This window comes from Streptomyces sp. AM 2-1-1 (assembly GCF_029167645.1).
Taxonomy (GTDB): Bacteria; Actinomycetota; Actinomycetes; order Streptomycetales; family Streptomycetaceae; genus Streptomyces.
This window is the reverse complement of the sequence record NZ_CP119147.1, coordinates 1967175-1990866: the sequence shown is the minus strand read 5'-3', so window position 1 is coordinate 1990866 and position 23692 is coordinate 1967175. Positions and strand designations below refer to the sequence as shown.

The window sequence follows — 23692 nt, the reverse complement described above, 5'->3', positions numbered from 1 at the left end:
CACGGCACGAGGGGTTTTTTGTTGCACTGGCACTCCCCAAAACCCCGCAAAACCCTCAGCCTCGAGAAGAGAATGCCGATGACCGAGCAGGCCACCGGGGCCCAGCACCCCCAGTCGCGGTCCCGTACCGGCGGACAGCCGTCCGCCACCGTTGAGCACGTCACGGGTGCGCAGTCCCTCATCCGTTCTCTCGAGGAAGTCGGCGCCGACACGGTATTCGGCCTCCCCGGCGGCTGCATTCTCCCCGCCTACGACCCGCTGATGGACTCCACGCGGGTGCGCCACGTCCTGGTGCGGCACGAGCAGGGGGCGGGTCACGCGGCTTCCGGCTACGCCCTGGCCACCGGCAAGGTCGGCGTCTGCATGGCCACCTCCGGACCCGGTGCCACCAACCTCGTCACCCCGATCGCCGACGCGCACATGGACTCCGTGCCGATCGTCGCGATCACCGGTCAGGTCGCCTCCGCGTTCATCGGCACCGACGCCTTCCAGGAAGCCGACATCTGCGGCATCACCATGCCGGTCACCAAGCACAACTTCCTGGTGACCAACGCCGACGACATCCCGCACACCATCGCCGAGGCCTTCCACATCGCCTCCACCGGGCGTCCGGGCCCCGTCCTCGTCGACATCGCCAAGGACGCCCTCCAGGCGCAGACCACCTTCAGCTGGCCGCCCACCCAGGACCTCCCGGGCTACCGCCCGGTCACCAAGCCGCACGCCAAGCAGATCCGCGAGGCCGCCAGGCTCATCACCCAGGCCAAGCGCCCGGTGCTGTACGTCGGCGGCGGCGTGATGAAGGCCGGCGCGACGGCCGAACTGAAGGTCCTCGCCGAGCTCACCGGAGCCCCGGTCACCACCACCCTGATGGCGCTCGGCTCCTTCCCCGACAGCCACCCGCTGCACGTGGGCATGCCCGGCATGCACGGTTCGGTCACCGCCGTCACCGCCCTGCAGAAGGCCGACCTGATCGTCGCCCTCGGCGCCCGCTTCGACGACCGCGTCACCGGGAAGCTGGACAGCTTCGCCCCGTACGCGAAGATCGTGCACGCCGACATCGACCCGGCCGAGATCGGCAAGAACCGTCACGCCGACGTGCCGATCGTGGGCGACGCCCGCGAGGTCCTGGCCGACCTGGTCCAGGCGGTCCAGGCCGAGCACAACGAGGGCAACACCGGCGACTACGGTTCCTGGTGGAAGGACCTCGAACGGTGGCGCGAGACCTACCCCCTCGGCTACGACATGCCGGAGGACGGCAGCCTCTCGCCGCAGCAGGTCATCCAGCGCATCGGTGAACTCGCCCCCGAGGGAACGATCTTCGCCGCGGGCGTCGGGCAGCACCAGATGTGGGCCTCGCACTTCATCCAGTACGAGAAGCCCGCCACCTGGCTCAACAGCGGCGGCGCCGGGACGATGGGGTACGCGGTCCCGGCCGCGATGGGCGCCAAGGTCGGCCGGCCGGACGCCCCCGTCTGGGCCATCGACGGTGACGGCTGCTTCCAGATGACCAACCAGGAACTCACCACCTGCGCCCTGAACAACATCCCGATCAAGGTCGCCATCATCAACAACGGCGTCCTCGGAATGGTCCGGCAGTGGCAGACCCTCTTCTACAACCAGCGGTACTCCAACACCGTGCTGAGCGGCGGCGGCGCCGACGTCGACGGCGTCCCGGCGAAGGGCACCCGGGTGCCGGACTTCGTCAAGCTGTCCGAGGCGATGGGCTGCTACGCCATCCGCTGCGAGGACCCCGCCGACCTCGACAAGGTCATCGAGGAGGCGAACGCCGTCAACGACCGCCCGGTCGTGATCGACTTCATCGTGCACGAGGACGCCATGGTGTGGCCGATGGTCGCCGCGGGCACCTCCAACGACGAGGTCATGGCCGCCCGCGGCGTCCGCCCCGACTTCGGCGACCACGAAGACGACTGAGAGACAGAGAGAGACCGACTCCATGTCCACCAAGCACACGCTCTCCGTTCTCGTCGAGAACAAGCCCGGTGTCCTCGCCCGGATCACCGCCCTCTTCTCCCGGCGCGGGTTCAACATCGACTCGCTCGCCGTCGGGACCACCGAACACCCCGACATCTCCCGCATCACCATCGTGGTGAACGTCGAGGACCTGCCGCTGGAGCAGGTGACCAAGCAGCTCAACAAGCTGGTCAACGTCCTGAAGATCGTCGAACTGGAGCCCGGCGCCGCGATCCAGCGCGAGCTCGTCCTGGTGAAGGTCCGCGCGGACAACGAAACCCGCTCGCAGATCGTCGAGATCGTCCAGCTGTTCCGCGCCAAGACCGTGGACGTCTCCCCGGAGGCGGTCACGATCGAGGCGACCGGAGGCGCCGACAAGCTGTCCGCGATGCTCAAGATGCTGGAGCAGTACGGCATCAAGGAGCTCGTCCAGTCCGGCACCATCGCCATAGGGCGCGGCGCGCGCTCGATCACCGACCGGTCCCTGCGCGCACTCGACCGCACGGCATGACCACCGGAGGGCCGGCGCACGCGCCCCGGCCCTCCGCCCCCCGCCTCGCCGCTCGGATGGCGAGACCGGAGAACGTACACGGCGCCCCCCGCCGTACGGTGGGACGCAACACCTGCACACCAAGGAGAAAACCCAGTGGCCGAGCTGTTCTACGACGCCGATGCCGACCTGTCCATCATCCAGGGCCGCAAGGTCGCGGTCATCGGATACGGCAGCCAGGGCCACGCCCACGCGCTGTCGCTGCGCGACTCCGGCGTCGACGTCCGCGTCGGTCTGCACGAGGGCTCCAAGTCCAAGGCGAAGGCCGAGGAGCAGGGCCTGCGCGTGGTCACCCCGGCCGAGGCCTCGGCCGAGGCCGACGTCATCATGATCCTCGTGCCGGACCCGATCCAGGCCCAGGTCTACGAGGAGTCCATCAAGGACAACCTCAAGGACGGCGACGCGCTGTTCTTCGGGCACGGCCTGAACATCCGCTTCGACTTCATCAAGCCGCCGGCCAACGTCGACGTCTGCATGGTCGCCCCCAAGGGCCCGGGTCACCTGGTCCGCCGCCAGTACGAAGAGGGCCGCGGCGTCCCCTGCATCGTGGCCGTCGAGCAGGACGCCTCGGGCAAGGGCCTGGAGCTGGCACTCTCCTACGCGAAGGGCATCGGCGGCACCCGCGCCGGCGTCATCAAGACGACCTTCAAGGAAGAGACCGAGACCGACCTCTTCGGCGAGCAGGCCGTCCTCTGCGGTGGCACCGCCGCCCTGGTCAAGGCCGGTTTCGAGACGCTGACCGAGGCCGGTTACCAGCCGGAGATCGCGTACTTCGAGTGCCTGCACGAGCTGAAGCTCATCGTGGACCTCATGTACGAGGGCGGCCTGGAGAAGATGCGCTGGTCCATCTCGGAGACCGCCGAGTGGGGCGACTACGTCACCGGCCCCCGCATCATCACGGCCGACACCAAGGCCGAGATGAAGAAGGTCCTGACCGAGATCCAGGACGGCACCTTCGCCAAGAACTGGATGGCCGAGTACCACAACGGTCTGCCCCAGTACAACGAGTACAAGAAGGCCGACAGCGACCACCTGCTGGAGACCACCGGCCGTGAGCTCCGCAAGCTCATGAGCTGGGTCAACGACGACCAGGCGTAAGCCTCACGGCCGCCGGGCGGGCCCGCCCCCATCAGCGGGCCCGCCCGGCGGGCACCGCACCGCGCCCGGCTCCGCGCCGCCACGGTCGCCGAAGGGCCCGAACGGGCGGAAGGACCCCCGCGGGCGCCGCCCGTCAACACCGCGCGCGCACGCGCGTCCAGGGGGTCCACCCTCGTGAGGGTGATCCTTCCTCCGGGGCGCAGTCAGAACCTCTTCGCATGACTACACTGCTCAACACATATACGCGTCAGGCCCACAATGTCGTGCGTCTTCCACGCGGCTAGCCTCCACCGCCTGCGGCCGTCGGGACGGCCGTCCGCACTGGACTTGTGAGGACACACGTGAGCTCGAAACCTGTCGTACTCATCGCCGAAGAGCTGTCGCCCGCCACGGTCGACGCCCTGGGACCGGACTTCGAGATCCGGCACTGCAACGGCGCCGACCGCGCCGAACTGCTCCCGGCCATCGCCGATGTGGACGCGATCCTGGTGCGTTCCGCCACGAAGGTCGACGCGGAGGCCATCGCCGCCGCCAAGAAGCTCCGGGTGGTGGCCCGCGCCGGTGTCGGTCTGGACAACGTCGACGTCTCCGCCGCCACCAAGGCCGGCGTGATGGTGGTCAACGCGCCGACCTCCAACATCGTCACGGCGGCCGAGCTCGCCTGCGGTCTGCTGGTCGCCACGGCCCGCCACATCCCGCAGGCCAACACCGCCCTGAAGAACGGCGAGTGGAAGCGCAACAAGTACACGGGTGTCGAGCTCAGCGAGAAGACCCTCGGCGTGGTGGGCCTCGGCCGCATCGGCGTGCTGGTCGCCCAGCGCATGTCGGCCTTCGGCATGAAGATCGTCGCGTACGACCCCTACGTGCAGCCGGCCCGCGCCGCGCAGATGGGCGTCAAGCTCCTCAGCCTGGACGAGCTGCTGGAGGTCTCCGACTTCATCACCGTGCACCTGCCCAAGACGCCGGAGACCGTCGGTCTCATCGGCGACGAGGCGCTGCACAAGGTCAAGCCCACCGTGCGCATCGTCAACGCCGCCCGCGGCGGCATCGTCGACGAGGAGGCGCTCGCCTCCGCCCTCAAGGAGGGGCGCGTCGCCGGAGCCGGCCTCGACGTGTACGCCAAGGAGCCCTGCACGGACTCCCCGCTCTTCCAGTTCGACCAGGTCGTCTGCACCCCGCACCTCGGCGCCTCCACGGACGAGGCCCAGGAGAAGGCCGGCATCGCCGTCGCCAAGTCGGTGCGCCTCGCGCTCGCCGGCGAACTGGTGCCGGACGCGGTCAACGTCCAGGGCGGGGTCATCGCCCAGGACGTGCGCCCGGGTCTGCCGCTCGCCGAGAAGCTCGGCCGCATCTTCACCGCGCTCGCCGGCGAGGTCGCGGCCCGCCTCGACGTCGAGGTGTACGGCGAGATCACCCAGCACGACGTGAAGGTGCTGGAACTCTCCGCGCTCAAGGGCGTCTTCGAGGACGTCGTCGACGAGACCGTCAGCTACGTCAACGCCCCGCTCTTCGCGCAGGAGCGCGGTGTCGAGGTCCGCCTCACCACCAGCTCCGAGTCGGCCGACCACCGCAACGTCGTCACCGTGCGCGGTACGCTCGCGGGCGGCGAGGAGGTCTCGGTCTCCGGCACGCTGGCCGGCCCCAAGCACCTCCAGAAGATCGTCGCGATCGGTGAGCACGACGTCGACCTGGCGCTCGCCGACCACATGGTCGTCCTGCGCTACCAGGACCGTCCCGGTGTCGTCGGCACCGTCGGCCGCATCCTCGGCGAAGCCGGTCTCAACATCGCGGGCATGCAGGTCTCGCGCGCGGACGTGGGCGGCGAGGCGCTCGTCGTCCTCACCGTCGACGACACCGTTCCGCAGCCGGTGCTGAACGAGATCTCCGAGGAGATCGGTGCCGCCATGGCCCGCTCGGTGAACCTCGTCGCCTGAGCGGCCCCCGCACGGTGTGACCCCGCACCCGGGCCCGTACGTCCTCGTCGACGTCCGGGCCCGGGTGCGTCTTCGTCCCGGGCCGCCCCGACGTGTGGTCGAACGTCCGGTCATGGGCCTGGAGTTGGGTCCTGGGGCCCACGACGCGCACGCCACCCCGCCCTAGCGTGTCCGGCAGTCATGTCGTGCACGTGCACCGGGGGTTGGGGTCATCATGTCGGCTTTCGATGGCATACACCCCCACGGCGGGGCCGGAGGGGCCGACGGGACCAGTGGTGCGGCTCCGGCACCGGGTGGCCGGCAGCCGATGCCCCGCGCCCTGGCGCTCACGCAGGTCCTCCTCCTGGTGCTGGTCGCGGCGACCGCCGTGGGCGCGGTCGGTCTCTTCGGCTCCGCCTTCGCCGTGGACGCGGTGGGCGGCGAACTCCTCGGCATCGTCGCCTGGGCGGCCCTGCCCGGGGCGGCCGCCTGGTGGCTCTCGCGCCGGCTGCACGAGGGCGGCAACGGCCTCCGGTGGGCGGTCACCACCCTCCAGATCTGGCTGGTGGCAGGCGGGGCGTCCAACCTGGCCGGCGGTTCGGCGCACGGCCTCACCCAGCTCCTCGTACCGTCCCTGATCCTGATCCTCGTCTCCCGGCGGCGGAGCCGGGAGTGGTTCCGGCTGCCGCCCGGCCGGCGCGCGGCACGGCCGGAGTTCTCCGTCCCGCACCTGATCACCTGGCGCCGCGACCGGGGCCAGACGGCTCTGGAGTACCTCGGCCTGGTGCTGATCGTCGTCGCGCTCGTCGGGGCGCTGACCGTCGGCGGCCTGGGCGGCCGGATCACCGAGGGCCTCCACTCCGCGATCTGCTCCCTCACCGGCTCCTCCTGCCCGGTCTCCGGCAGCGGATCGGTCGAGGCGGGAAGCGGCACGAGCGGCGGTACGGGCGGGAGCGCCGGGACGGACGGCGGCACGGGCTCCCCGGGCGGTTCCACGACGACCACCGGCGGTGCGGGCTCCGACGGCGGCTCCACGACCACCGGCGGCACGGGCTCCCCGGGCGGTTCCACGACGACGACCGGCGGTGCGGGCTCCGACGGCGGCTCCACGACCACCGGCGGCGGGGCGGAGGGCGGTTCGAGCGGCGGGGCCGCGTCCGGCGGCACCTCCGGCTCCACGGCCGGCCCCACCGGCGGCACGGACACCTACCCCGGGACGACCGAGGAACCGGAAGCCGCGTACGACCCGCCGGTCCGGGCCGTCGACTCCAGCGGTTCCGACGACGAGGGCGGCGACGGCGGAGACGGGGACGACGAGAAGCAGGACTGCGGCGGCTGGGGCATCTTCGGCTGCGCGTGGGACCAGACCACCCAGGTCGTCAAGGGTGTCGCGGTCGACGGTTTCTGGGGCGACGTCACCGGAATCGTCGACCTCTTCAAGCCCGACACATGGTCGGGCCTCGCCGACTACGGCAAGCAACTGGGCAACCAGTGGACACAGGACTCGAAGGACGCCGCGGGCAAGTGGAGCGACGGCGACTACCTGGGCGCGGTCTTCGACTGGGGCAAGGCGTCGGTCGGCACCGTCGTCAGCGTCGGTGACACCGTGTTCGTCGGCGACGAGGTGCGCGACCGGTGGAACAACGGGGAGAAGACGCGCGCCGTCACCGACGTCATCTGGAACGTCGGCTCGCTCTTCATCCCCGGCTACGACGTCGCGAAGGTCGTCGGCAAGGTCGGCAAACTCGGAAAGCTCGGCAAGATCGCCGAAGAGGTCGCCGACGCGGCCGGGGACGCCGGCGCGGCCGCTCGCCGGGCGGCCGCGGCAGCCGAGGCGGGAGACCTCGAAGGGCTGAGCAAGGCGGCGAAGGAGGCCGACGAGGCCGCGGACAAGGCGGAGGACGCGGCCCGCAGAAGCGGCTGCGTCATCGCCTCCGGACCGCTCGTGCCCACCGGCGCGGGCGGTGGCAGCGGCGGATCCGGCGGCGTCCCGGGGCCGGGCACCGGCATCCTCGCCGCAGGTTCCGCCGGCCGGATCGTCCTCGCGGAGGGCGGCTGCGACCCGGAGGCCAAGGCGGCGGCGGAGAAGGCCCGCGCCGACGCGCAGGCGGCCGCGCTCGAGAAGAAACGGCTGGAGGAGCCGGAGCGCGCCCGCAAGGCGGCCGAGGAACTGAAGCAGTACCCGGAGCCCCGGCGCAACGACACCTCGGACCCGCGCAACTACGAGCCCGCGCCCTGGGCGAAGGACCTGAACGACCCCGAGCTGGGTTCCGCCGACCTCGGCGACGGCTACTGGGCGAGCCGTGACCGCAACCCGCCGCCCAACTGGACCAACGAGTCCTGGCTCCGCTACCAGGAGCAGGTCACCGGTACGGTCCGGGGCCGCGAGTACGTCGTGCCGAACCCCAGGGAGGGGAAGCCTGCGGTCGAGTACGACGGCTGGGACTCCAGCAGGCAGACGTTCCTGGAGGCGAAGAACGGCTACACCAGCTACCTCGCCCAGCCGGGCAGGGCGGCGCTCACCGCCTCCGGCAAGGAGAAGTTCCTCGCGGAAGCGCGCGCCCAGGTGGAGGCGTCCGGGGGCCGTGCCGTCGAATGGCACTTCTCCGACCCGGACGTGGCCAAGGCCGCCCGCGCCGCCTTCCGCGAGGAAGGGCTGCCGATCAAGGTGGTGCACACCGCGCAGAAGCCGATCGACAGCGCGAGGAAGCCGGGGGCGTTCGACTGAGGGGTGTCCGGCGGCGACACGGGGGGTGCCCGGGGGTGTCCGGCCAGGTCGACGCGAGAGGTGTCCGGCGGATCGACGCGAGGGCTCGGCATCCGGCACGGCGCCCCGCGTCGCAGCGGACGTCGTGTCACCGGCCGGCCGTGATCCGCCGGACACGGTCCCGTGCGGCCCGGAGCCCGGAGCCCGGAGCCCGGAGGGAGAACCCCCTCGGCCCGGCACGGCGCAGGTGCTAGCCTTCCGGAGGCCGTGCGAGAGAACGAGGAGGTGGTACCCGTGAACCCATTCACTGTGGTGCTCTCCTCCGGGGTCACGGTCGGGCGATAGGTCGTCCGGGAGCGCCGTACGCGAGCTCTCCCGAAAGGCACGACCATGCGTTTCACCTCCGAACAGCGCCTCGACGACGACGTCGTCGAGCGCGAGTTCACCCTCGGCGACATTCCCGGCATCCTGTGGACGCCCGCCTCGGCATCCGCGTCCGCACCGGTGCCGCTGATCCTGCTCGGCCACCCCCCGCTCGGTCTGGGCACGATGTACCCCCGGCTGGTGGGGCGGGCCCGGCAGGCCGTGGCCGACGGCTTCGCCGCAGCCACCGTCGAACTTCCCGGAAGCGGCGACCGGCCCCGTCTGGCCGCCGTCGACCGGGCTCGTGCGGACATGCGCAGGGCCGTTCAGGCCGGCGAACCGGTCGGGGACGAGACCGTCGACGCGCTCGTCCTCCCGCTGGTCGAACAGGCGGTCCCGGAATGGCAGGCCGCCCTCGACGCCCTCCTCGCACTGCCCGGGATCGGCGGGCCGGTCGGGTACTCGGGAGGAGTGATCTCCCTCGGAATCCGGCTGGCGGTGGTCGAGCCGCGCATCGCGGCCGCCGTCCTGTTCGCCGGGAGTTTCGTCCCCCGCTCGATGGTCGAGGAGGCCCGCCGGGTCACCGTTCCCCTGTTCGTCCTGTTGCAGTGGGACGACGAAGGGAACGACCGGCAGGCGGCCCTGGACCTCTTCGACGCCTTCGGCTCCGAGGAGAAGACGCTGCTCGCCGGCATGGGCGGCCACACCGGCGTCCCGCAGTCGGCGGGGGAGGCCGCGGAACGTTTCCTCGCCCGGCACCTGAGCTGAGCGGCACCTTGTAGGAGGTGGGGCCCTGCCGACCCCGGCAGGGCCCGCACCCTGCTCGGGGCAGTCTCCGCACCGCTGGGTGAACTCCCCGGGTCGCCGGGCGATCACCGGGCCGCGGGCCTCGTGGGAGTCGCTCGACACCATGTCCCCGTCCCCGTAAGCGGATTCGACGAGTGACCGGAGCGGGTCACGGAGCCGGTGACCCGGTCATCGGCCGTTCACCTCCACCAGCCGGTGGACCGAGTCCGGACTCAGCGCCGGGTTCGCGGCAGCGGCGTGGGCCGGTTCCTCGTCGTCGAGGGGTGCGGGGGCGTCCGGATGGTTCTGGGCGCGCAGGACGCGTACGCCGAGATCGTCGTCGGCCGGGCGAGTGACGAGGTCCGGCGGCAGCAGGTGATCCCTGGCCGCACGCCGGCGCAGCAGGGGGTGTCCGGAGAGTGCGTTCCGGCGGACGGCCTCGGGATCCTGGGGTGACCCTGCCTGGACAGGCAGGACGAAGTCGTCGTCCAGGGGGACCTCGTAGTCGATCCGACGCGTTCCTCCTCGCTCAGTCCGGGGTCGACGGACACGGCCGGCCGGCCGTGTCGGGGTCCGTCGCGAGCGTGCGGCGCTCGGCCGGTCCCAGGTCCGCGTGGTGGGCGACCTTCCCGGGTACGTCCGGGTCGGGAGCGGCGGCCAGTGCCCGGTGCCCGGCGCTCGGCGGGCGGAGGTCGGTGCGGCGCGCGATCCGGCCCGTATCTCCGGGTCGGGATCGGCGGACAGGAGGGTCACGACATCGGGAGGGAGAGTGGGTCGAGGCGATCGTCGCCCGGTCCTCGTCTCCACCCGACGACGCACCGCGACCGACGCCGCGCACCGATCCGCCACGAACCGCCGGACAGCCTCTACTCTGCTGACGCGAGAGGCGTGGACACGGGCGACGGAGGAAGCGGATGCGGCGTGTGGTGCGGGGCTTCTGGGGCCCCCGGGTGGAATCCGTCGAAGCGCTGGCGGAGCGCTGGGACCTGACGCTCCACAAGGTGGCCGAGCTGCTCGGCGACGCGTCGGGGACCGTGTGGGAGTGGCGGCGCGTACGGGCGTCCGGAGCGGACGACACCCCGCTCGCGCGGGGGCGGGAGCCGCTGGCCGGGGTCCTGCGCGAGGCGCGCACGGCCGACGACTGGTCCGACCGGGTCGGGACCGGGCTCCGGGTGATCGCCGCCCCGGGCGCGGGGGTTCGCGTGGAGATCAGCGGACTCGCGGGCGGGGCACCGGAGTTCCTGCTCCACTCCGTCGTGGTGGCCGTCGAGGCGCCCGACGGTGCCGAGGTCCCCGAGGGCGAACTGCTCGCCGCGCTCGCGCACGTCTGGGACCCGGACTTCGGGGACGTCAGCGACGACGACCTCCTCGACGCACTGGAGGACGAGGCCGGTCACACCGTCGGCGACCCGCTCGTCGGCCGGTACGGCTACCTCTCGCCCGCCCGGGCCGCCCTGATCCCGGACGGGCTCGGGGCCGGCCGGCGGGAACTGCCCGGCGGGGGCGTCCTGCTCGCCCTCGGCGGTACGGCGCAGGTGCTCACGGCGTACGAGGCGCTGGGCGCGGCGGGGGCGCTCCGCCCGCTGCCCCGTCCCCTGGACCGGGCGGTGCTGTGAGCGTGCGGGCCGGGGAGGCCTTCGACGCGCGGCGGGCCGTCGCCGAGGTGGCGGCTCTGGCGGCCGGCCCCGTACCGGCGCGGGGGCCCACCCTCGGCGAGGGCGACCCGGTGACGGGGGAGTGGCGGGCGACCGCCGGAGAGGGGTTCCGCCTCGTCCCGCTCTGGGAGAGCGACGACCTGACCGGGGCGTACGGGAGCGACTGGACCGACGCGGAAGGTGCGGCCCAGCGGCAACTCGGCCTGCTCGTCGCGGAGCTGGACGTCCGATGGGGGCCGCACCGGCGGGTGGCGATGCACCCGGCGCTCTCCCGACGGCGGGCGGGCCGGCCGCTGCCCGAGCCCTTCGCCGCACTGCTCGACGAGGACTGCTACGGCGACCTGAGCGTCTGGGGACCGCTGCCCGGACGCGACCGCTGGGTGGGAGTGAGCGTCGGCCACAGCGACGGGGACGCGCCCCTAGTGATGGTCACTCTGGTCAGCGAGTCGCCCGTCGTCGAGCTGGACCCGGACGAGGAGTGACGTTCCCCGTACGGACGGCCGACGCGGCGGCGGTGGACCACGCCCACGGGCTGCTTGTGCCGTCGGCCGCCGGAAGGTTCGCTACCGCCGGTAGTCGACGGCCTCGGTCCCCAGCACGTTCAGCAGGGCCAGCGCCTCGGCGTCGGACGACCCCGGCGGTGCACTGTAGAGCACCACGTGCTGGTCGCAGTCGCTGAGAGCGAGGCTGTCGCAGTTCACGGTGACCTCGCCGACGACCGGGTGGTGGAAGGTTTTCCTGAGAGTCGGGGCGACCTGCACGTCGTGCCGCTCCCACAGGCGGGCGAAGTCCGGGCTGCCGCTGCGGAGTTCGTCGACCAGGCCGGTCACGTCGGGGTCGGCCGGATAGCGGGCCGCGGTGGCGCGCAGCTCCCTCACGACGTGGTGCCGGAACTCGGAGGCGTCGGACACCCCGTACAGCGGGCGGCCGGGCCGCCGCTCCCCGAGGAAGGCGCGGCGGGCGAGGTTGCGTTCCTCGCGGGAGACGGCCGCGAAGTCCTCCATGAGAGCGGCCGCGAGGGGGTTCCAGGCGAGCACCTCGAACGCGGCGGACATCACGACGCCCGCCGTCTGCGGCAGTCGCTCCAGGAGCGCGAGGATGCTCGGCCGGACGTCCCGCCGGTGCAGCCGGTTGCGGACCGGCGCGGTGCCCGCGAGGACGTGGAGATGGTCGGTCTCGGCGTCGGTGAGCCGCAGTGCACCCGCTATCCCGGCGAGGACCTCGCCCGACGGCCGGGGCGCGCGGCCCTGCTCCAGACGGACGTAGTACTCCGTGGAGATGTGCGCGAGGACCGCGGCCTCCTCGCGGCGCAGCCCGGGGGTGCGCCGGCGTGGTCCGGAGGGGAGACCGACGTCCTGCGGCGGGAGCCGCTCGCGGCGGCTGCGGAGGAAGGCGCCCAGTTCCTGTCTGTCCATGGCCCCAGTGTGCACGGGGTACGGCGGCGTTCCCTGGTACTACCTGTGCCTGTATCCGGTCCGGCCCCGGCCCAAGACTGCTGTCATGACGAACAACCAGGAATTCCCCCCTGTCGGCCTGCTCACCAACAAGGTCGTCTTCATCACCGGCGCCAGCCGCGGCATCGGCGCCGCGGCGGCCAGGCTCTTCACCCGTGAGGGGGCGGCCGTGGTCCTCGCAGCCCGTTCGACGAGCGCCCTCGACGAGATCGTCACCGGCATCCGTGCCGACGGCGGCGTGGCCCACGCCGTGCCCATGGACCTCGCCGACCGCGTGAGCATCCGTGCGGCCGTCGACCGCGTCGAGGAACTGCACGGCAGGTTGGACGGCGCCTTCAACAACGGTGCGGCGATCCAGCGTCCCGGCCCGCTCGACACCACCAGCGAGGACGACATCGACGAGCAGTTCGCCGTGAACTTCCGGGCGCACTGGACGGCCATGAACGCGCAGGCGGCCCTCATGCGGCGCGGCGGCGGCGCCATCGTCAACACGTCGAGCATCGGGAGCCGCCGCGCCAATCCGGCCCTGCCGGCGTACGGCGCGATGAAGCGGGCGCTCAACAGTCTCACCGAGACCGCCGCCGTGAGCTGGGCCGGCGACGGTATCCGCGTCAACGGCATCACCCCGGGCGGCACCACCACCGAGATGATCGACAGGTGGGAGGCGGAGACCCCCGGCATCACGGCGCGGCTGACCACATCCATCCCGCTGGGGCGGATGGCGGAGCCGCACGAGGTCGCGGAGGCCGCCGCATGGCTGCTCAGCGACCGTGCGGCGATGGTGACCGGCGTGATGCTGCCGGTGGACGGCGGGGCCGGCGCCTGACGGCAGGCGCCGGCCGACTGCCTCCGGCGACCGGTGACGTGGCGGGCGAGCATCTTCTCCCCGGCCTCACCGACGGCACGGCCGGTCCCGTCGGCGCTCGGGTTCCCGTCGGTGCACGGCATCCGGGGCCGCTCAGATCCGTGCCGCCTTCAACGCCATGTGCAGCAGCAGCCGGTCCTCGCCGTCGCTCAGGTCGAGACCGGTGAGCTGCTGGATCCGGGAGAGCCGGTAGTAGAGGGTCTGGCGGTGGATGCCCAGCTCGGCCGCGGTCCGGCCGGCCTGCCCCGCGAGGTCGAGGAAGGTCTCCGCCGTGCGGGCCAGTTCCGCGTGGACGGGCGCCAGCAGCGTGGACACCGCGGGGTCCGGGCCGGCACCGGAGCGGGGGAGCGCGGTCAGCAGGCGGTACGGGCCGATGCCCGACCACGGGGCGACCGGCCCGAACCGGGGCTCGGCCGCTGCGGCGCGGGCCGCCGACACCGCCTCGTGCCAGGCGTCGGCCAGCCCGGCGAGGCCCCGGCGCGGAGCGGCCACCCCGGCGGTCGCGGCCGCGCCCGCGTCGGCACGCAACCGCTCGGCCGCCGAGTGCGCGGGGCCGGGTGCGTCCGGGGAGCGGAGCCGTACCAACGCGGCCAGAGAGAGCGCCTCGGCTCCCGGCGGCGCCCCCGGGAGTGCCCGGGCCGGGGATGCCACCACCGCGAGCGCCGCCGCCGACGGCACCGTACGGGCCGAGGGGGTGTCGTCCGCGGTCCAGGGCAGGACGCAGACCATCGCGTGCGGCCCGTCCGCGTCGGCCCCCAGCGACTCCCGGAGCGCGGTCAGTGCCATGTCTCGCTGCCAGCCGTGCCCCGAGGTGAGGGCGGCGCCCAGTTCACGGGAGAGGCCGGCGCCCGCCCGCGCCTCGTCGGCGAGGAGCGCCCCGATCCGGTCCGCCACCTCCATGGCCGCCGCCAGCCGCTCGTCGGTGGGGCCGGGCTCCGTGTCCAGCAGCCAGACGTAGCCGAGCACCACGCCCCGGTGGCGTACCGGGAGGCAGATCCGGCCGCGGTTGACCCCGGCCTCCGGGCCCGCCGGAATCCGGACCGGCCCGGTGGCGCGGGTGATGCCGAAGCCCTCGAACCAGGCACGGACCGCCGGGGTGGAGCGCCGGGTCAGGATCGACCGGGTGCGGACCGGGTCCATGGCCGTGTCGTCGTCGCTGTCGTGCACGCCGAAGGCGATCAGGCCGAAGTCGCGGTTCTCCAGGGTGGCGGGAGCGGTGAGCAGCCCGGAGATCTCGTCGACGAGTTCCTGGTAGTCGCCTTTCATCCCGCCATTCTCGCACCCTTCAGACACATGTCTGAGGTGGTGAGCACGGATGCGTGACAGCTGTCGATGGCAGACGCTCGGGGGGATCCATAGATTTCAGCGTGGGTCTCCGTGCCGTCGGGGTCCGGACCGTGCGGGCGTCCTCGCCCGTTCGTCCGGCCCGTGCAGGGCCGCGGAAGACCGTTCCCGCAGTCGTCCATCCGTACTTATGTGGAGGTGCCCCGTGCTGGGTCCCGTGATTCTCGCCGCGTCGCGCAGCGACCGCATGCGCCGGTTCGTCTCGGCCGCGCCGGGCACCAAGCAGGTCGTCGACCGCTTCATCGCCGGTGAGAACGTCGACCAGGTCCTGCCGGTCGTCGAGTCCTCCGTCGCGAAGGGCCTGGAGCTCACCCTCGACGTGGTCGGCGAGGACATCACCACCCCCGCCGAGGCCGCCGCCGCGCGCGACGCCTACCTGGAGCTGGTCGGCCGTCTGAAGGAGCTGGGCCACGGCACCAGGGCCGAGATGTCCGTCAAGCTCTCGATGTTCGGCCAGGCCCTCGAGAACGGCCACGAGCTGGCCCTCGCGAACGTCCGCCCGGTCGTCGAGGCCGCCGCCGCGATCGGTACCACGGTCACCCTGGACGCCGAGGACCACACCACGCTGGACTCGATGTTCGCCATCCACGAGGAGCTGCGGAAGGACTTCCCGCAGACCGGCTGCGTGATCCAGGCGTACCTCTTCCGCACCGAGGACGACGCCCGCCGCCTCTCCGCCGCCGGCAGCCGCGTGCGTATCGTGAAGGGTGCGTACAAGGAGCCCGCCTCCGTCGCGTACCAGGACAAGGCCGAGATCGACAAGGCGTACGTCCGCGTCCTGAAGATCCTCATGGAGGGCGACGGCTACCCGATGATCGGGTCGCACGACCCGCGCCTCGTGGCCATCGCCCAGGAGCTCGGCCGCACGTCCGGCCGCAAGCTGGACGAGTACGAGTTCCAGATGCTCTACGGCATCCGCAGCGACGAGCACGTCCGCCTCGCCGCCGAGGGTCACCGGATGCGCGTGTACACCGCGTACGGCACCGACTGGTACGGCTACTTCATGCGCCGCCTCGCGGAGAAGCCGGCCAACCTCCTCTTCTTCGCCCGCTCCGTCCTCACCAAGGGCTGATCTCGCCCCGGCGATCCCCACCCCGACGAACCAAGGAGACAAGGCACTCATGGATGCTGTCACCCAGGTCCCCGCGCCGGTCAACGAGCCGGTCCACTCCTACGCCCCGGGTTCCCCCGAGCGCGCCCGCCTGGAGGCGAAGCTCAAGGAACTCGGCGAGAACCCGATCGACCTGCCGATGACCATCGGCGGCGAGAAGCGGATGGGCGGCGGCGCGCGTTTCGACGTCGTGCAGCCCCACAACCACCGGGCCGTCATCGGTACCTTCGCCGGCGCCACCGAGCAGGACGCGCAGGACGCGATCGACGCCGCGCTCGCCGCCGCACCGGCCTGGCGCGCGATGGCCTTCGACGACCGTGCCGCGATCATCCTGCGCGCCGCCGAGCTGCTCTCCGGTCCGTGGCGCGAGACGCTGGCCGCCTCCACGATGCTCGGCCAGGGCAAGACCGCCCAGCAGGCCGAGATCGACACCCCCTGCGAGCTCGTCGACTTCTGGCGCTTCAACGTGCACTACGCCCGCCAGATCCTGGCCGAGCAGCCGCCGGCCAACTCCACCGGTGTGTGGAACCGCATGGACCACCGCCCGCTGGAGGGCTTCGTCTACGCGATCACGCCGTTCAACTTCACGGCCATCGCGGGCAACCTGCCGACCGCCCCGGCGCTCATGGGCAACGTCGTCGTGTGGAAGCCGTCCCCGACCCAGACCCACTCCGCGGTGCTGCTGATGCAGCTCCTGGAGGAGGCCGGTCTGCCCAAGGGCGTCATCAACCTGGTGACCGGCGACGGCATCGCCGTTTCCGAGGTGGCGCTGAACCACCGCGACCTCGCCGGTATCCACTTCACCGGTTCGACCCCCACCTTCCAGCACCTGTGGAAGACGGTCGGCAACAACATCGCCCACTACCGCACCTACCCGCGGCTCGTCGGCGAGACCGGTGGCAAGGACTTCGTCGTCGCGCACCCGTCGGCCGACCAGGCCGTCCTGAAGACCGCGCTGACCCGCGGCTCCTTCGAGTTCCAGGGCCAGAAGTGCTCGGCGTCCTCGCGCGCCTACGTCCCGGCCTCCCTCTGGAACTCCGGCTTCAAGGAGAAGTTCGCGGCCGAGGTCGACGCCATCACCATGGGCGACGTCACCGACCTGTCGCACTTCATGGGCGCCGTCATCGACGAGCGGGCGTTCGCGAAGAACAAGGCCGCCATCGACCGCGCCGCCGCCGACCCGGCGTGCACGATCGTCGCGGGCGGCACCTACGACGACTCGGTGGGCTGGTTCGTCCGCCCGACCGTCATCGAGTGCACCGACCCGGAGAACGAGGTCTTCACGACCGAGTACTTCGGCCCGATCCTCGCCGTGCACGTGTACGAGGACGACCAGTACGACGCCATGCTGGAGCAGATGGAGTCGGTCTCCGACTACGCCCTGACCGGTTCGGTCATTGCCAACGACCGCGCCGCCGCGGCCCACACGATGGAGAAGCTCCGCTACGCGGCGGGCAACTTCTACATCAACGACAAGTCGACCGGTGCCGTCGTCGGCCAGCAGCCCTTCGGCGGCGGCCGTGCCTCGGGCACCAACGACAAGGCCGGTGCCCCGCAGAACCTCCAGCGGTGGACGCTGACCCGCGCCATCAAGGAGACGCTGGTCCCGCCGACCGAGTACACCTACCCCCACCAGGGCTGACGCCCCCAGGGGCCGCCGGCCGCAGCTCGCTCGTGACAACGAGGCCGGCGTCCCGCCCAGAACCCCGCCCCCGCCCGGCATCCCCCCTGCCGGACGGGGGCGGTCCGCCGTGGTGCGGGCCGCCCGTCCCCGCGCCGCCCCCGTGGCGGTCCCGCACCGCGTCCCGCTGCGGGCTCTGCTTCGTCCCGAGCCACGGGTCCGTTCCCTCCTGACCGGCACCCGGCCCCGACGGGCGCGGGCACCCGGCCTCGCGGTGCGTCCGGGCCGGGACGCACCGCACCCCTGCCCGCCGACGAACGGCGGACAGGGGTGCGGTCGGGCGGCGTCCGGGCCCGTGGCCGGCGCCTCCGCGCAGCTTTCGGGTCCCGGCGGACTCAGCCGCGCTGTCCGGGCACCTTCGGCGCCGTACCCCAGGTGCCGGGCTGCCAGACGCCGGAGCGGCGCAGCGATGCGGGGCAGTGCCGGAATATCTCGTCGATCTCGACCAGCAGCGCCAGCTGCGGCCGGGTGCCCGCCGCGTCCGCCAGGTCGTCGAAGAACGGCGCGTCCCGCAGGATCCGGGCGCGGCCGTTGACCCGCAGCACGTCCATGACGCCGGGGATGAGGTAGAGCAGGCCCACGTGCGGGTTCTGCAGGATGTTGCGGAAGCCGTCCGAGCGGCGGTTCCCCGGCAGGTCCGGCAGGGCGAGGGTGCGCTCGTCCAGGACGAGCGTGAAGCCGGCCGCCCCGCCCTTCGGTGAGGCGTCGCAGTTGCCCTGCGCGTCGGAGGTGGCGATCGTGCACAGCGGGGACCGGTCGATGAGCCGCAGGTCCTCCTCCGTCAGCGTGTCGTGCACCTTCTCGATGACGATCGGATGCGGGGCGCCGAGGAGCGCGGTCAGCTCGTCGGCGTCGGTGAGCTCGACGTGACCGTCGCGGGAGGCCGCGGAGGACGGAGCGGGGGCGGGCGCTGCGGTGCTGAGGTGCAAGGCGACTTCCTGGCAGGTGACCTGAGGGTACGCACGGACGGGGGTCGCCCTCGCCGGTACGCGTGGGTGGCCGGATCTACGCGGTCCGCCACCCGGACCCTCGGGGCGCAGACCGGTTTTTTCCGGCCATGCATACGATGTTAGGGTCACCTTACTGTAGGCCCTCGGGTGATCTCCTGGCGGGCATGAACCCTGCGTGGAGCGTGGCAACGGCTCCACGAGGAGCCGTTGAGGAGCGAACCATGCCGGATGCGATACCGGCCACCGTGAGAGGCGCCCGGTGAGGCCGGCCTCCGCCACCCTGCCGACGGCGCCCACCGCCCCGCCGGCCGGCGGCGGAACCCGCCGCGAGGGTTCCCGTCCCGCTCTCGCCGCAGGCCTCGTGGCCGCAGTGGTGGTGCTCGTACTGATCGCCGGGATCAGCCTCGCCGTCGGGTCGGGGCACGTCCCGCTCGCCGACGTGTGGCACGCCCTGTTCAGCCCCGACGACTCCCGGCGCACCCACCTCGTGGTCCGGACGGTCCGCGTCCCGCGCACCCTCGCCGGCCTCCTCGCCGGAGTGGCCCTCGGGCTCGCCGGAGCGCTCATGCAGGGCGTCACCCGCAACCCCCTGGCCGATCCGGGACTGCTCGGCGTGAACGCCGGAGCCTCCGCCTGTGTGGTCCTCGCCATGGGCGTCCTCGGCCTCACCGCCCCCGGGCAGTACATCTGGTTCGGCTTCGGCGGCGCACTGCTCGCCGCCCTCTTCGTCTACGGCGTCAGCTCGGTGGGCAGGGAGGGCCCCACCCCCGTCAAACTGGCGCTCGCCGGAGCGGCCACCACCGCGCTCCTGCAGTCGCTCACCACCACGATCCTGCTGACCGACAGCAAGACCTTCGACCAGTTCCGCTTCTGGCAGGTCGGCTCGCTCTCCGGACGGGAGACCGATGCGCTCTGGCAGGTACTGCCCTTCATCGTGGCCGGATCCCTCCTCGCCTTCGCCGTCGGTCCCCAGCTCAACGCCCTCGCCCTCGGCGACGACGTGGCGCGCGGCCTCGGGCAGCGGGTCGGCCCGGCCCGCGCGGCCTCAGCCCTCGCCGTGGTGCTGCTCTGCGGCTCGGCGACCGTGATCGCCGGACCCATCGGGTTCGTCGGACTGGTCGTCCCGCACGCCGCCCGGCTGATCACCGGCCCCGACCACCGCTGGGTCCTCGCCTACAGCGCGGTCCTCGCCCCGATCCTGCTGCTCGCCGCCGACATCGTGGGCCGCCTGGTCGCCCGCCCCGCCGAAGTGCAGGCAGGCATCGTCACCGCGGTGATCGGCTGCATCCCCTTCATCGTCCTGGTGCGTCGCCGGAAGCTGGTGGAGCTGTGACCGCCCCCGCCGCCCCGCCCGCGCGCGGCCGCACCGACGGGGCCGGGAGGGCCGGCGCCACCGACGAGGCCCGCGCGGCCGTGCACGAGGTGGCCCGGGTGCGCCGCGCCGGCCGCGCCCGCTACCTGCTCGTCTGCGTGGTCCTCGCCGTCGCCGCCGTCGCCGTCCTCTGCGCCTCGCTGGCGTACGGGGACATGGCGGTCCCGCTCTCCGACGTCGTCGCCGCCCTCACCGGGCGCGCCGACCCCGCCACCTGGTTCATCGTCGGGGAACTGCGGATGCCCCGCGCCCTGATGGCCATCCTGGTCGGCGTCGCCTTCGGGCTCTCCGGCGCGGTTTTCCAGAGCGTGCTGCGCAACCCGCTCGCCAGCCCGGACGTGATCGGCATCAGCTCGGGAGCCTCGGTCGCCGCGGTGCTCGCCTCCTCGCTGTTCGCCGTGAGCGGGGTGCTCCTCTCCGCGTTCGCGCTGGCCGGAGCGGTGCTCACCGGCCTGCTGATCTACGCGCTCGCCTGGCGGCGCGGGGTCACCGGTGCACGGCTCGTCCTCGTCGGCATCGGGATCGGCGCCGGACTCTCCAGCGTGGTCTCCTACCTGATGACCCGTTCCGAGGTCACCGAGGCGCAGTCGGCGCTGCTCTGGCTCACCGGCAGTCTCAACGGCCGGTCCTGGGACCTGCTGCGGCCGCTGGCCTGGTCGCTCGTGGTGGTGCTGCCGCTGCTCTTCCTGGCGGCCCGGCAGATGCCCGTGCTCCAGCTCGGCGACGACACCGCCGCGGGGCTGGGCGGGCGCACCCAACGGGGCCGGCCGGCGCTGCTCGCCTGCGCCGTCGCCCTCGCCGGAGTGGCCACCGCCGCCGCCGGGCCGGTCGGCTTCGTCGCGTTCGTCTCCGCGCCGGTCGCCCGCCGGCTGGCTCCCGGGCGGGGCGCCTCACTCGTCGCCTCCGGTCTGACCGGAGCGCTGCTGGTACTGGTCGCCGACTTCGCCGCGCAGCACGTGCTGGACCTGGTGGACCTGCCCGCCGGATCGGCGGGGCAACTGCCCGTGGGGATCGTCACCAGCGTGATCGGTGCCCCGTACCTGATGTGGCTGCTGATCCGCACCAACCGCGCGGGCCGGGGCGGATGACCCGCCCGCCCGCCGGCCGGACGCCACCCCCGCCGTCCGTGCGCGCACGACCGGCGGAGCCATCGGGTCCGGCCGGCCCGTCGGACCCGTCGGGACCATCAGGACTGCCGGGAGCATCGGGAAAGGAACACCGCGTGAGCGTGGAACACAGCCTGGGAGCGCGCGGACTGCGCCTCGGATACGGCAGCCGGGACATCGTCAAGGACCTCGACATCGACATCCCGGCGGGCGGGGTGACGATGATCGTGGGCCCCAACGCCTGCGGGAAGTCCACGCTCCTGCGGTCCCTCGCCCGGCTGCTCACCCCCTCGGCGGGGTCGGTACTGCTCGACGGCGAGGACATCCGGTCGCTGCCCACCAAGGCGGTCGCCCGGATCCTCGGCATCCTCCCGCAGACCCCCGTCGCCCCCGAAGGCATCACCGTCGCCGACCTGGTCGGCCGGGGCCGGTACCCGCGCCAGGGCTGGCTGCGCTCCTGGACCGCCGAGGACGACGCGGCGGTGGCCGAGGCGCTCGTCGCCACCGACGTGCTGGAGCTCGCCGAGCGGCCGGTCGACGAGCTCTCCGGAGGGCAGCGCCAGCGCGTCTGGATCGCCATGGCGCTCGCCCAGCACACCGACGTGCTGCTGCTCGACGAGCCGACGACCTACCTCGACATCAGCCACCAGCTGGACGTCCTCGATCTGCTCACCGATCTCAACCGGGAGCGCGGGGTGACGCTCGTCGCCGTCCTGCACGACCTGAACCTGGCCTGCCGGTACGCCGACCACCTGGTCGCGATGAAGGACGGCCGGATCGTGGCGGAGGGCCGCCCGGCCGGGATCGTGACGGCGGAGCTCGTCACCGAGGTGTTCGGCATGCGCTGCTCCGTCGTCCCCGACCCGGCCTCCGGCACCCCGATGATCGTGCCGATCGGCCGTCACCACGTGCCGGACGCACGGCCGGCCGCCTCCTCCGCCTGAGCGGCGTGTCCGCTGCTTCGCCGGGCCGCCTCCGAGCGTCCGCCGAAACCTCTCGTGAGGCGGCTCAACTCCCCCTGAAGCGGCCTGTACCGCGCTTTTCGCAGGCCCCGCGGCGGGTGCGAAATAAGGTTAGGCTAACCTCAAGGGCATGAAGAACGTGCGTCTCCGGAACCCTCTTGCCCGTCGTTCCGGCACCCCCACCCGCTCCCGCGCCTCCCTCGGCCTGCTGGCGCTTCCGCTCGCCGCCGTGCTGATCGGTGCGACCGGCTGCTCCTCCGACGACTCCGACACGTCGGGCGACTCGGCCAAGGACGCGTCCGCCTCCTCCGCCTCCACCGGCGCCTTCCCGGTGTCCGTCGACACCAAGTTCGGCTCCGTCACGGTGAAGGAGCAGCCCGAGCGGGTCGTCGCACTCGGCTGGGGCGACGCGGAGACCGCGCTCGCCCTCGGCGTGCAGCCCGTCGGCGCGAGCGACTGGCTCGCCTTCGGCGGCGACGGCGTCGGCCCGTGGGCCAAGGGTCTCTACACCAAGAGCCCGGAGAAGATCGGCACCATGGAGCCGGAGTACGAGAAGATCGCGGCCCTCAAGCCCGACCTGATCCTCGACACCAAGTCCAGCGGTGACCAGGCCCGTTACGACACCCTCAGCAAGATCGCGCCGGTCATCGGCGTCCCCGAGGGCGGCGACCAGTACAAGCTGTCCTGGGAGCAGCAGACCCGGATGGTCTCCACCGCCCTGGGCAGGAAGGCCGAGGGCGACAAGCTGATCAAGGGCATCGAGGACAAGTTCGCCGCCGCGGCGAAGGCGCACCCCGAGTTCAAGGACAAGACGGTCACCCTCGCCTCGAAGACCTCGGTCGGCTGGGGCGCGTACGTCTCGGGCACCGGCCGCGTCGACTTCGTCGAGCGGCTCGGCTTCAAGAACAACCCGGTCATCGAGAAGCAGGCCGGTGACGCGTTCTCGGTCAGCGTCTCCGAGGAGAACCTCGACCAGTTCGACGCGGACCTGCTCGTGATGGCGCCCATCGGCGTCGCGCCCGCCCAGGTCACCTCCGACGCCCTGTACAAGAAGATCCCCGCGGTCGCCGGCGGCCACGCGATCGTCTTCGACCAGGACGGTCTGAGCCAGGCGTTCGCCACCGACTCGGTCCTCTCGACCTCCTACGCGATCGACCACGTCGTGCCGGAGTTCGCGAAGTACGTCGAGAAGTAGGCACGAAGGGGCCCGCGGTGTGCGGGCACCACCTCACGCGGGCCGACGGGCCGGCGGGACGGGCGCACGGTCGCGCCCGTCCCGCCGGCCCGTTTCCGTCCCCCGGACCTCGCGCCGCGGTGGAGCGGCCGTCTCAGATAGTAGGAAGTCCGAGTAACTGTGGAGACAGGGCGGCCCGGGTGTCCTACTTTTGTAGGAGCCGAACGATTCGCTTCCACCAGCGACTGGTGGCGGTGAACGGACACGCCCGATGCAGGCCACCCCTGCGGCGTCCGCTCCCGCACCTTCCGGCGTCACCCCCCGGTTCCGGCCAGGCCGACGGCAGCGCGTCACCCGCCGCCGTACTTCGTCCGCGGCCGGGCCCCGGTCCGCGCGCGCCGCCGGCCGTACCCGATACCCCTGATTCCCGTGACACCCGTGATCTCCAGGAGGCGTTCCCCATGGCAGAAGCAACCGTCCGCCGCCGCGTCCGTCACACCCCCCGCCCCACGGAAACCGAGCGCGAGAACGCCGCCGCGGCCCTCCAGCGCGCCCTGGACCGCCGCGACAACGGCGGAGCCACCGGCCACTGAACCCACCGGGGCCCGGAGGCCTCCGCCCGTGGCGGCG

At 72.5% G+C, this 23692-nt stretch carries 20 protein-coding genes; 17 read left to right on the top strand and 3 right to left on the bottom strand.

The window, feature by feature from the left end; translation table 11 throughout:
• Positions 1-72 precede the first annotated feature (72 nt).
• The 9 genes from PZB77_RS08350 to PZB77_RS08310 all read left to right on the top strand — a co-directional run bounded on the left by PZB77_RS08350 (position 73) and on the right by PZB77_RS08310 (position 11525).
• Positions 73-1932, top strand: a complete 1860-nt coding sequence (locus tag PZB77_RS08350) for an acetolactate synthase large subunit (RefSeq protein ID WP_275491929.1) — start codon at positions 73-75, stop codon at positions 1930-1932.
• A 22-nt stretch (positions 1933-1954) separates the two neighbouring features.
• Positions 1955-2482: an acetolactate synthase small subunit gene (gene ilvN, locus PZB77_RS08345; protein WP_275491928.1), complete on the top strand. Its 528-nt coding sequence runs from the start codon at positions 1955-1957 to the stop codon at positions 2480-2482.
• 135 nt (positions 2483-2617) lie between these two features.
• Positions 2618-3619 carry a ketol-acid reductoisomerase gene (gene ilvC, locus PZB77_RS08340; protein ID WP_275491927.1) on the top strand — a complete coding sequence of 334 codons (1002 nt, stop codon included), beginning with the start codon at positions 2618-2620 and terminating at the stop codon, positions 3617-3619.
• A 341-nt stretch (positions 3620-3960) separates the two neighbouring features.
• A complete protein-coding gene (serA, locus tag PZB77_RS08335) occupies positions 3961-5553 on the top strand; it encodes a phosphoglycerate dehydrogenase (protein ID WP_275491926.1) in 1593 nt (530 codons plus the stop codon).
• A 307-nt stretch (positions 5554-5860) separates the two neighbouring features.
• On the top strand, positions 5861-8260 hold the full coding sequence (locus PZB77_RS08330) for a Tox-REase-5 domain-containing protein (protein WP_275491925.1): 2400 nt from the start codon (positions 5861-5863) through the stop codon (positions 8258-8260).
• A gap of 369 nt (positions 8261-8629) precedes the next feature.
• Entirely contained in the window at positions 8630-9370 is a 741-nt protein-coding gene (locus tag PZB77_RS08325) for an alpha/beta hydrolase (protein ID WP_275491924.1), read from the top strand.
• A gap of 276 nt (positions 9371-9646) precedes the next feature.
• Entirely contained in the window at positions 9647-9844 is a 198-nt protein-coding gene (locus tag PZB77_RS08320) for a hypothetical protein (protein WP_275491923.1), read from the top strand.
• Positions 9845-10302: 458 nt separating this feature from the next.
• Positions 10303-11004, top strand: a complete 702-nt coding sequence (locus tag PZB77_RS08315) for a hypothetical protein (protein WP_275491922.1) — start codon at positions 10303-10305, stop codon at positions 11002-11004.
• The gene (locus PZB77_RS08310; RefSeq protein ID WP_275491921.1) at positions 11001-11525 is read left to right on the top strand and encodes a hypothetical protein; all 525 of its coding nucleotides are present in this window, start codon (positions 11001-11003) and stop codon (positions 11523-11525) included. The genes PZB77_RS08315 and PZB77_RS08310 overlap by 4 nt, the downstream gene beginning before the upstream one ends.
• An 81-nt stretch (positions 11526-11606) precedes the next feature.
• On the opposite strand, the gene PZB77_RS08305 is transcribed toward PZB77_RS08310, so the two are convergent.
• The gene (locus tag PZB77_RS08305; RefSeq protein ID WP_275491920.1) at positions 11607-12458 is read right to left on the bottom strand and encodes a helix-turn-helix transcriptional regulator; all 852 of its coding nucleotides are present in this window, start codon (positions 12456-12458) and stop codon (positions 11607-11609) included.
• An 85-nt stretch (positions 12459-12543) separates the two neighbouring features.
• Here PZB77_RS08305 and PZB77_RS08300 point away from each other — a divergent pair, with 85 nt between their 5' ends.
• Positions 12544-13323: an SDR family oxidoreductase gene (locus tag PZB77_RS08300; RefSeq protein WP_275491919.1), complete on the top strand. Its 780-nt coding sequence runs from the start codon at positions 12544-12546 to the stop codon at positions 13321-13323.
• 132 nt (positions 13324-13455) lie between these two features.
• Here the strand turns inward: PZB77_RS08300 and PZB77_RS08295 are convergent, their stop codons facing one another.
• The gene (locus PZB77_RS08295) at positions 13456-14628 is read right to left on the bottom strand and encodes a helix-turn-helix domain-containing protein (protein ID WP_275491918.1); all 1173 of its coding nucleotides are present in this window, start codon (positions 14626-14628) and stop codon (positions 13456-13458) included.
• Between the two features lie 223 nt (positions 14629-14851).
• Here PZB77_RS08295 and PZB77_RS08290 point away from each other — a divergent pair, with 223 nt between their 5' ends.
• Positions 14852-15778 carry a proline dehydrogenase family protein gene (locus PZB77_RS08290; protein WP_275491917.1) on the top strand — a complete coding sequence of 309 codons (927 nt, stop codon included), beginning with the start codon at positions 14852-14854 and terminating at the stop codon, positions 15776-15778.
• A 49-nt stretch (positions 15779-15827) separates the two neighbouring features.
• Positions 15828-17459, top strand: a complete 1632-nt coding sequence (pruA, locus tag PZB77_RS08285) for an L-glutamate gamma-semialdehyde dehydrogenase (protein ID WP_275491916.1) — start codon at positions 15828-15830, stop codon at positions 17457-17459.
• 374 nt (positions 17460-17833) lie between these two features.
• On the opposite strand, the gene PZB77_RS08280 is transcribed toward pruA, so the two are convergent.
• Positions 17834-18427, bottom strand: a complete 594-nt coding sequence (locus tag PZB77_RS08280; RefSeq protein ID WP_275491915.1) for an MSMEG_1061 family FMN-dependent PPOX-type flavoprotein — start codon at positions 18425-18427, stop codon at positions 17834-17836.
• A gap of 301 nt (positions 18428-18728) precedes the next feature.
• On the opposite strand from PZB77_RS08280, the gene PZB77_RS08275 reads away from it, so the two are divergent.
• From PZB77_RS08275 to PZB77_RS08255, 5 genes are all read left to right on the top strand, one after another.
• Complete coding sequence (locus PZB77_RS08275) at positions 18729-19781, top strand: iron ABC transporter permease (protein ID WP_275495962.1); 1053 nt, start codon at positions 18729-18731, stop codon at positions 19779-19781.
• Positions 19782-19861: 80 nt separating this feature from the next.
• Positions 19862-20908, top strand: coding sequence for an iron chelate uptake ABC transporter family permease subunit (locus PZB77_RS08270; RefSeq protein WP_275495961.1), 1047 nt, complete (start codon positions 19862-19864; stop codon positions 20906-20908).
• 134 nt (positions 20909-21042) lie between these two features.
• Positions 21043-21870, top strand: a complete 828-nt coding sequence (locus tag PZB77_RS08265) for an ABC transporter ATP-binding protein (RefSeq protein ID WP_275491914.1) — start codon at positions 21043-21045, stop codon at positions 21868-21870.
• Between the two features lie 148 nt (positions 21871-22018).
• Positions 22019-23083 (top strand): iron-siderophore ABC transporter substrate-binding protein, encoded by a 1065-nt coding sequence (locus PZB77_RS08260; protein ID WP_275491913.1) that lies wholly within the window; start codon positions 22019-22021, stop codon positions 23081-23083.
• Between the two features lie 440 nt (positions 23084-23523).
• Complete coding sequence (locus PZB77_RS08255) at positions 23524-23655, top strand: hypothetical protein (protein ID WP_275491912.1); 132 nt, start codon at positions 23524-23526, stop codon at positions 23653-23655.
• Positions 23656-23692 lie beyond the last annotated feature (37 nt).

Excerpts from the sequence above, each read along its gene's own strand:
- PZB77_RS08305 (WP_275491920.1), bottom strand. The coding sequence starts at position 12,458 with ATGGACAGACAGGAACTGGGCGCCTTCCTCCGCAGCCGCCGCGAGCGG.
- PZB77_RS08255 (WP_275491912.1), top strand. The coding sequence starts at position 23,524 with ATGGCAGAAGCAACCGTCCGCCGCCGCGTCCGTCACACCCCCCGCCCC.
- PZB77_RS08350 (WP_275491929.1), top strand. The coding sequence starts at position 73 with ATGCCGATGACCGAGCAGGCCACCGGGGCCCAGCACCCCCAGTCGCGG.
- PZB77_RS08330 (WP_275491925.1), top strand. The coding sequence starts at position 5,861 with ATGCCCCGCGCCCTGGCGCTCACGCAGGTCCTCCTCCTGGTGCTGGTC.
- PZB77_RS08325 (WP_275491924.1), top strand. The coding sequence starts at position 8,630 with ATGCGTTTCACCTCCGAACAGCGCCTCGACGACGACGTCGTCGAGCGC.
- PZB77_RS08260 (WP_275491913.1), top strand. The coding sequence starts at position 22,019 with ATGAAGAACGTGCGTCTCCGGAACCCTCTTGCCCGTCGTTCCGGCACC.
- PZB77_RS08295 (WP_275491918.1), bottom strand. The coding sequence starts at position 14,628 with ATGAAAGGCGACTACCAGGAACTCGTCGACGAGATCTCCGGGCTGCTC.
- PZB77_RS08315 (WP_275491922.1), top strand. The coding sequence starts at position 10,303 with ATGCGGCGTGTGGTGCGGGGCTTCTGGGGCCCCCGGGTGGAATCCGTC.
- ilvN (WP_275491928.1), top strand. The coding sequence starts at position 1,955 with ATGTCCACCAAGCACACGCTCTCCGTTCTCGTCGAGAACAAGCCCGGT.
- pruA (WP_275491916.1), top strand. The coding sequence starts at position 15,828 with ATGGATGCTGTCACCCAGGTCCCCGCGCCGGTCAACGAGCCGGTCCAC.
- PZB77_RS08300 (WP_275491919.1), top strand. The coding sequence starts at position 12,544 with ATGACGAACAACCAGGAATTCCCCCCTGTCGGCCTGCTCACCAACAAG.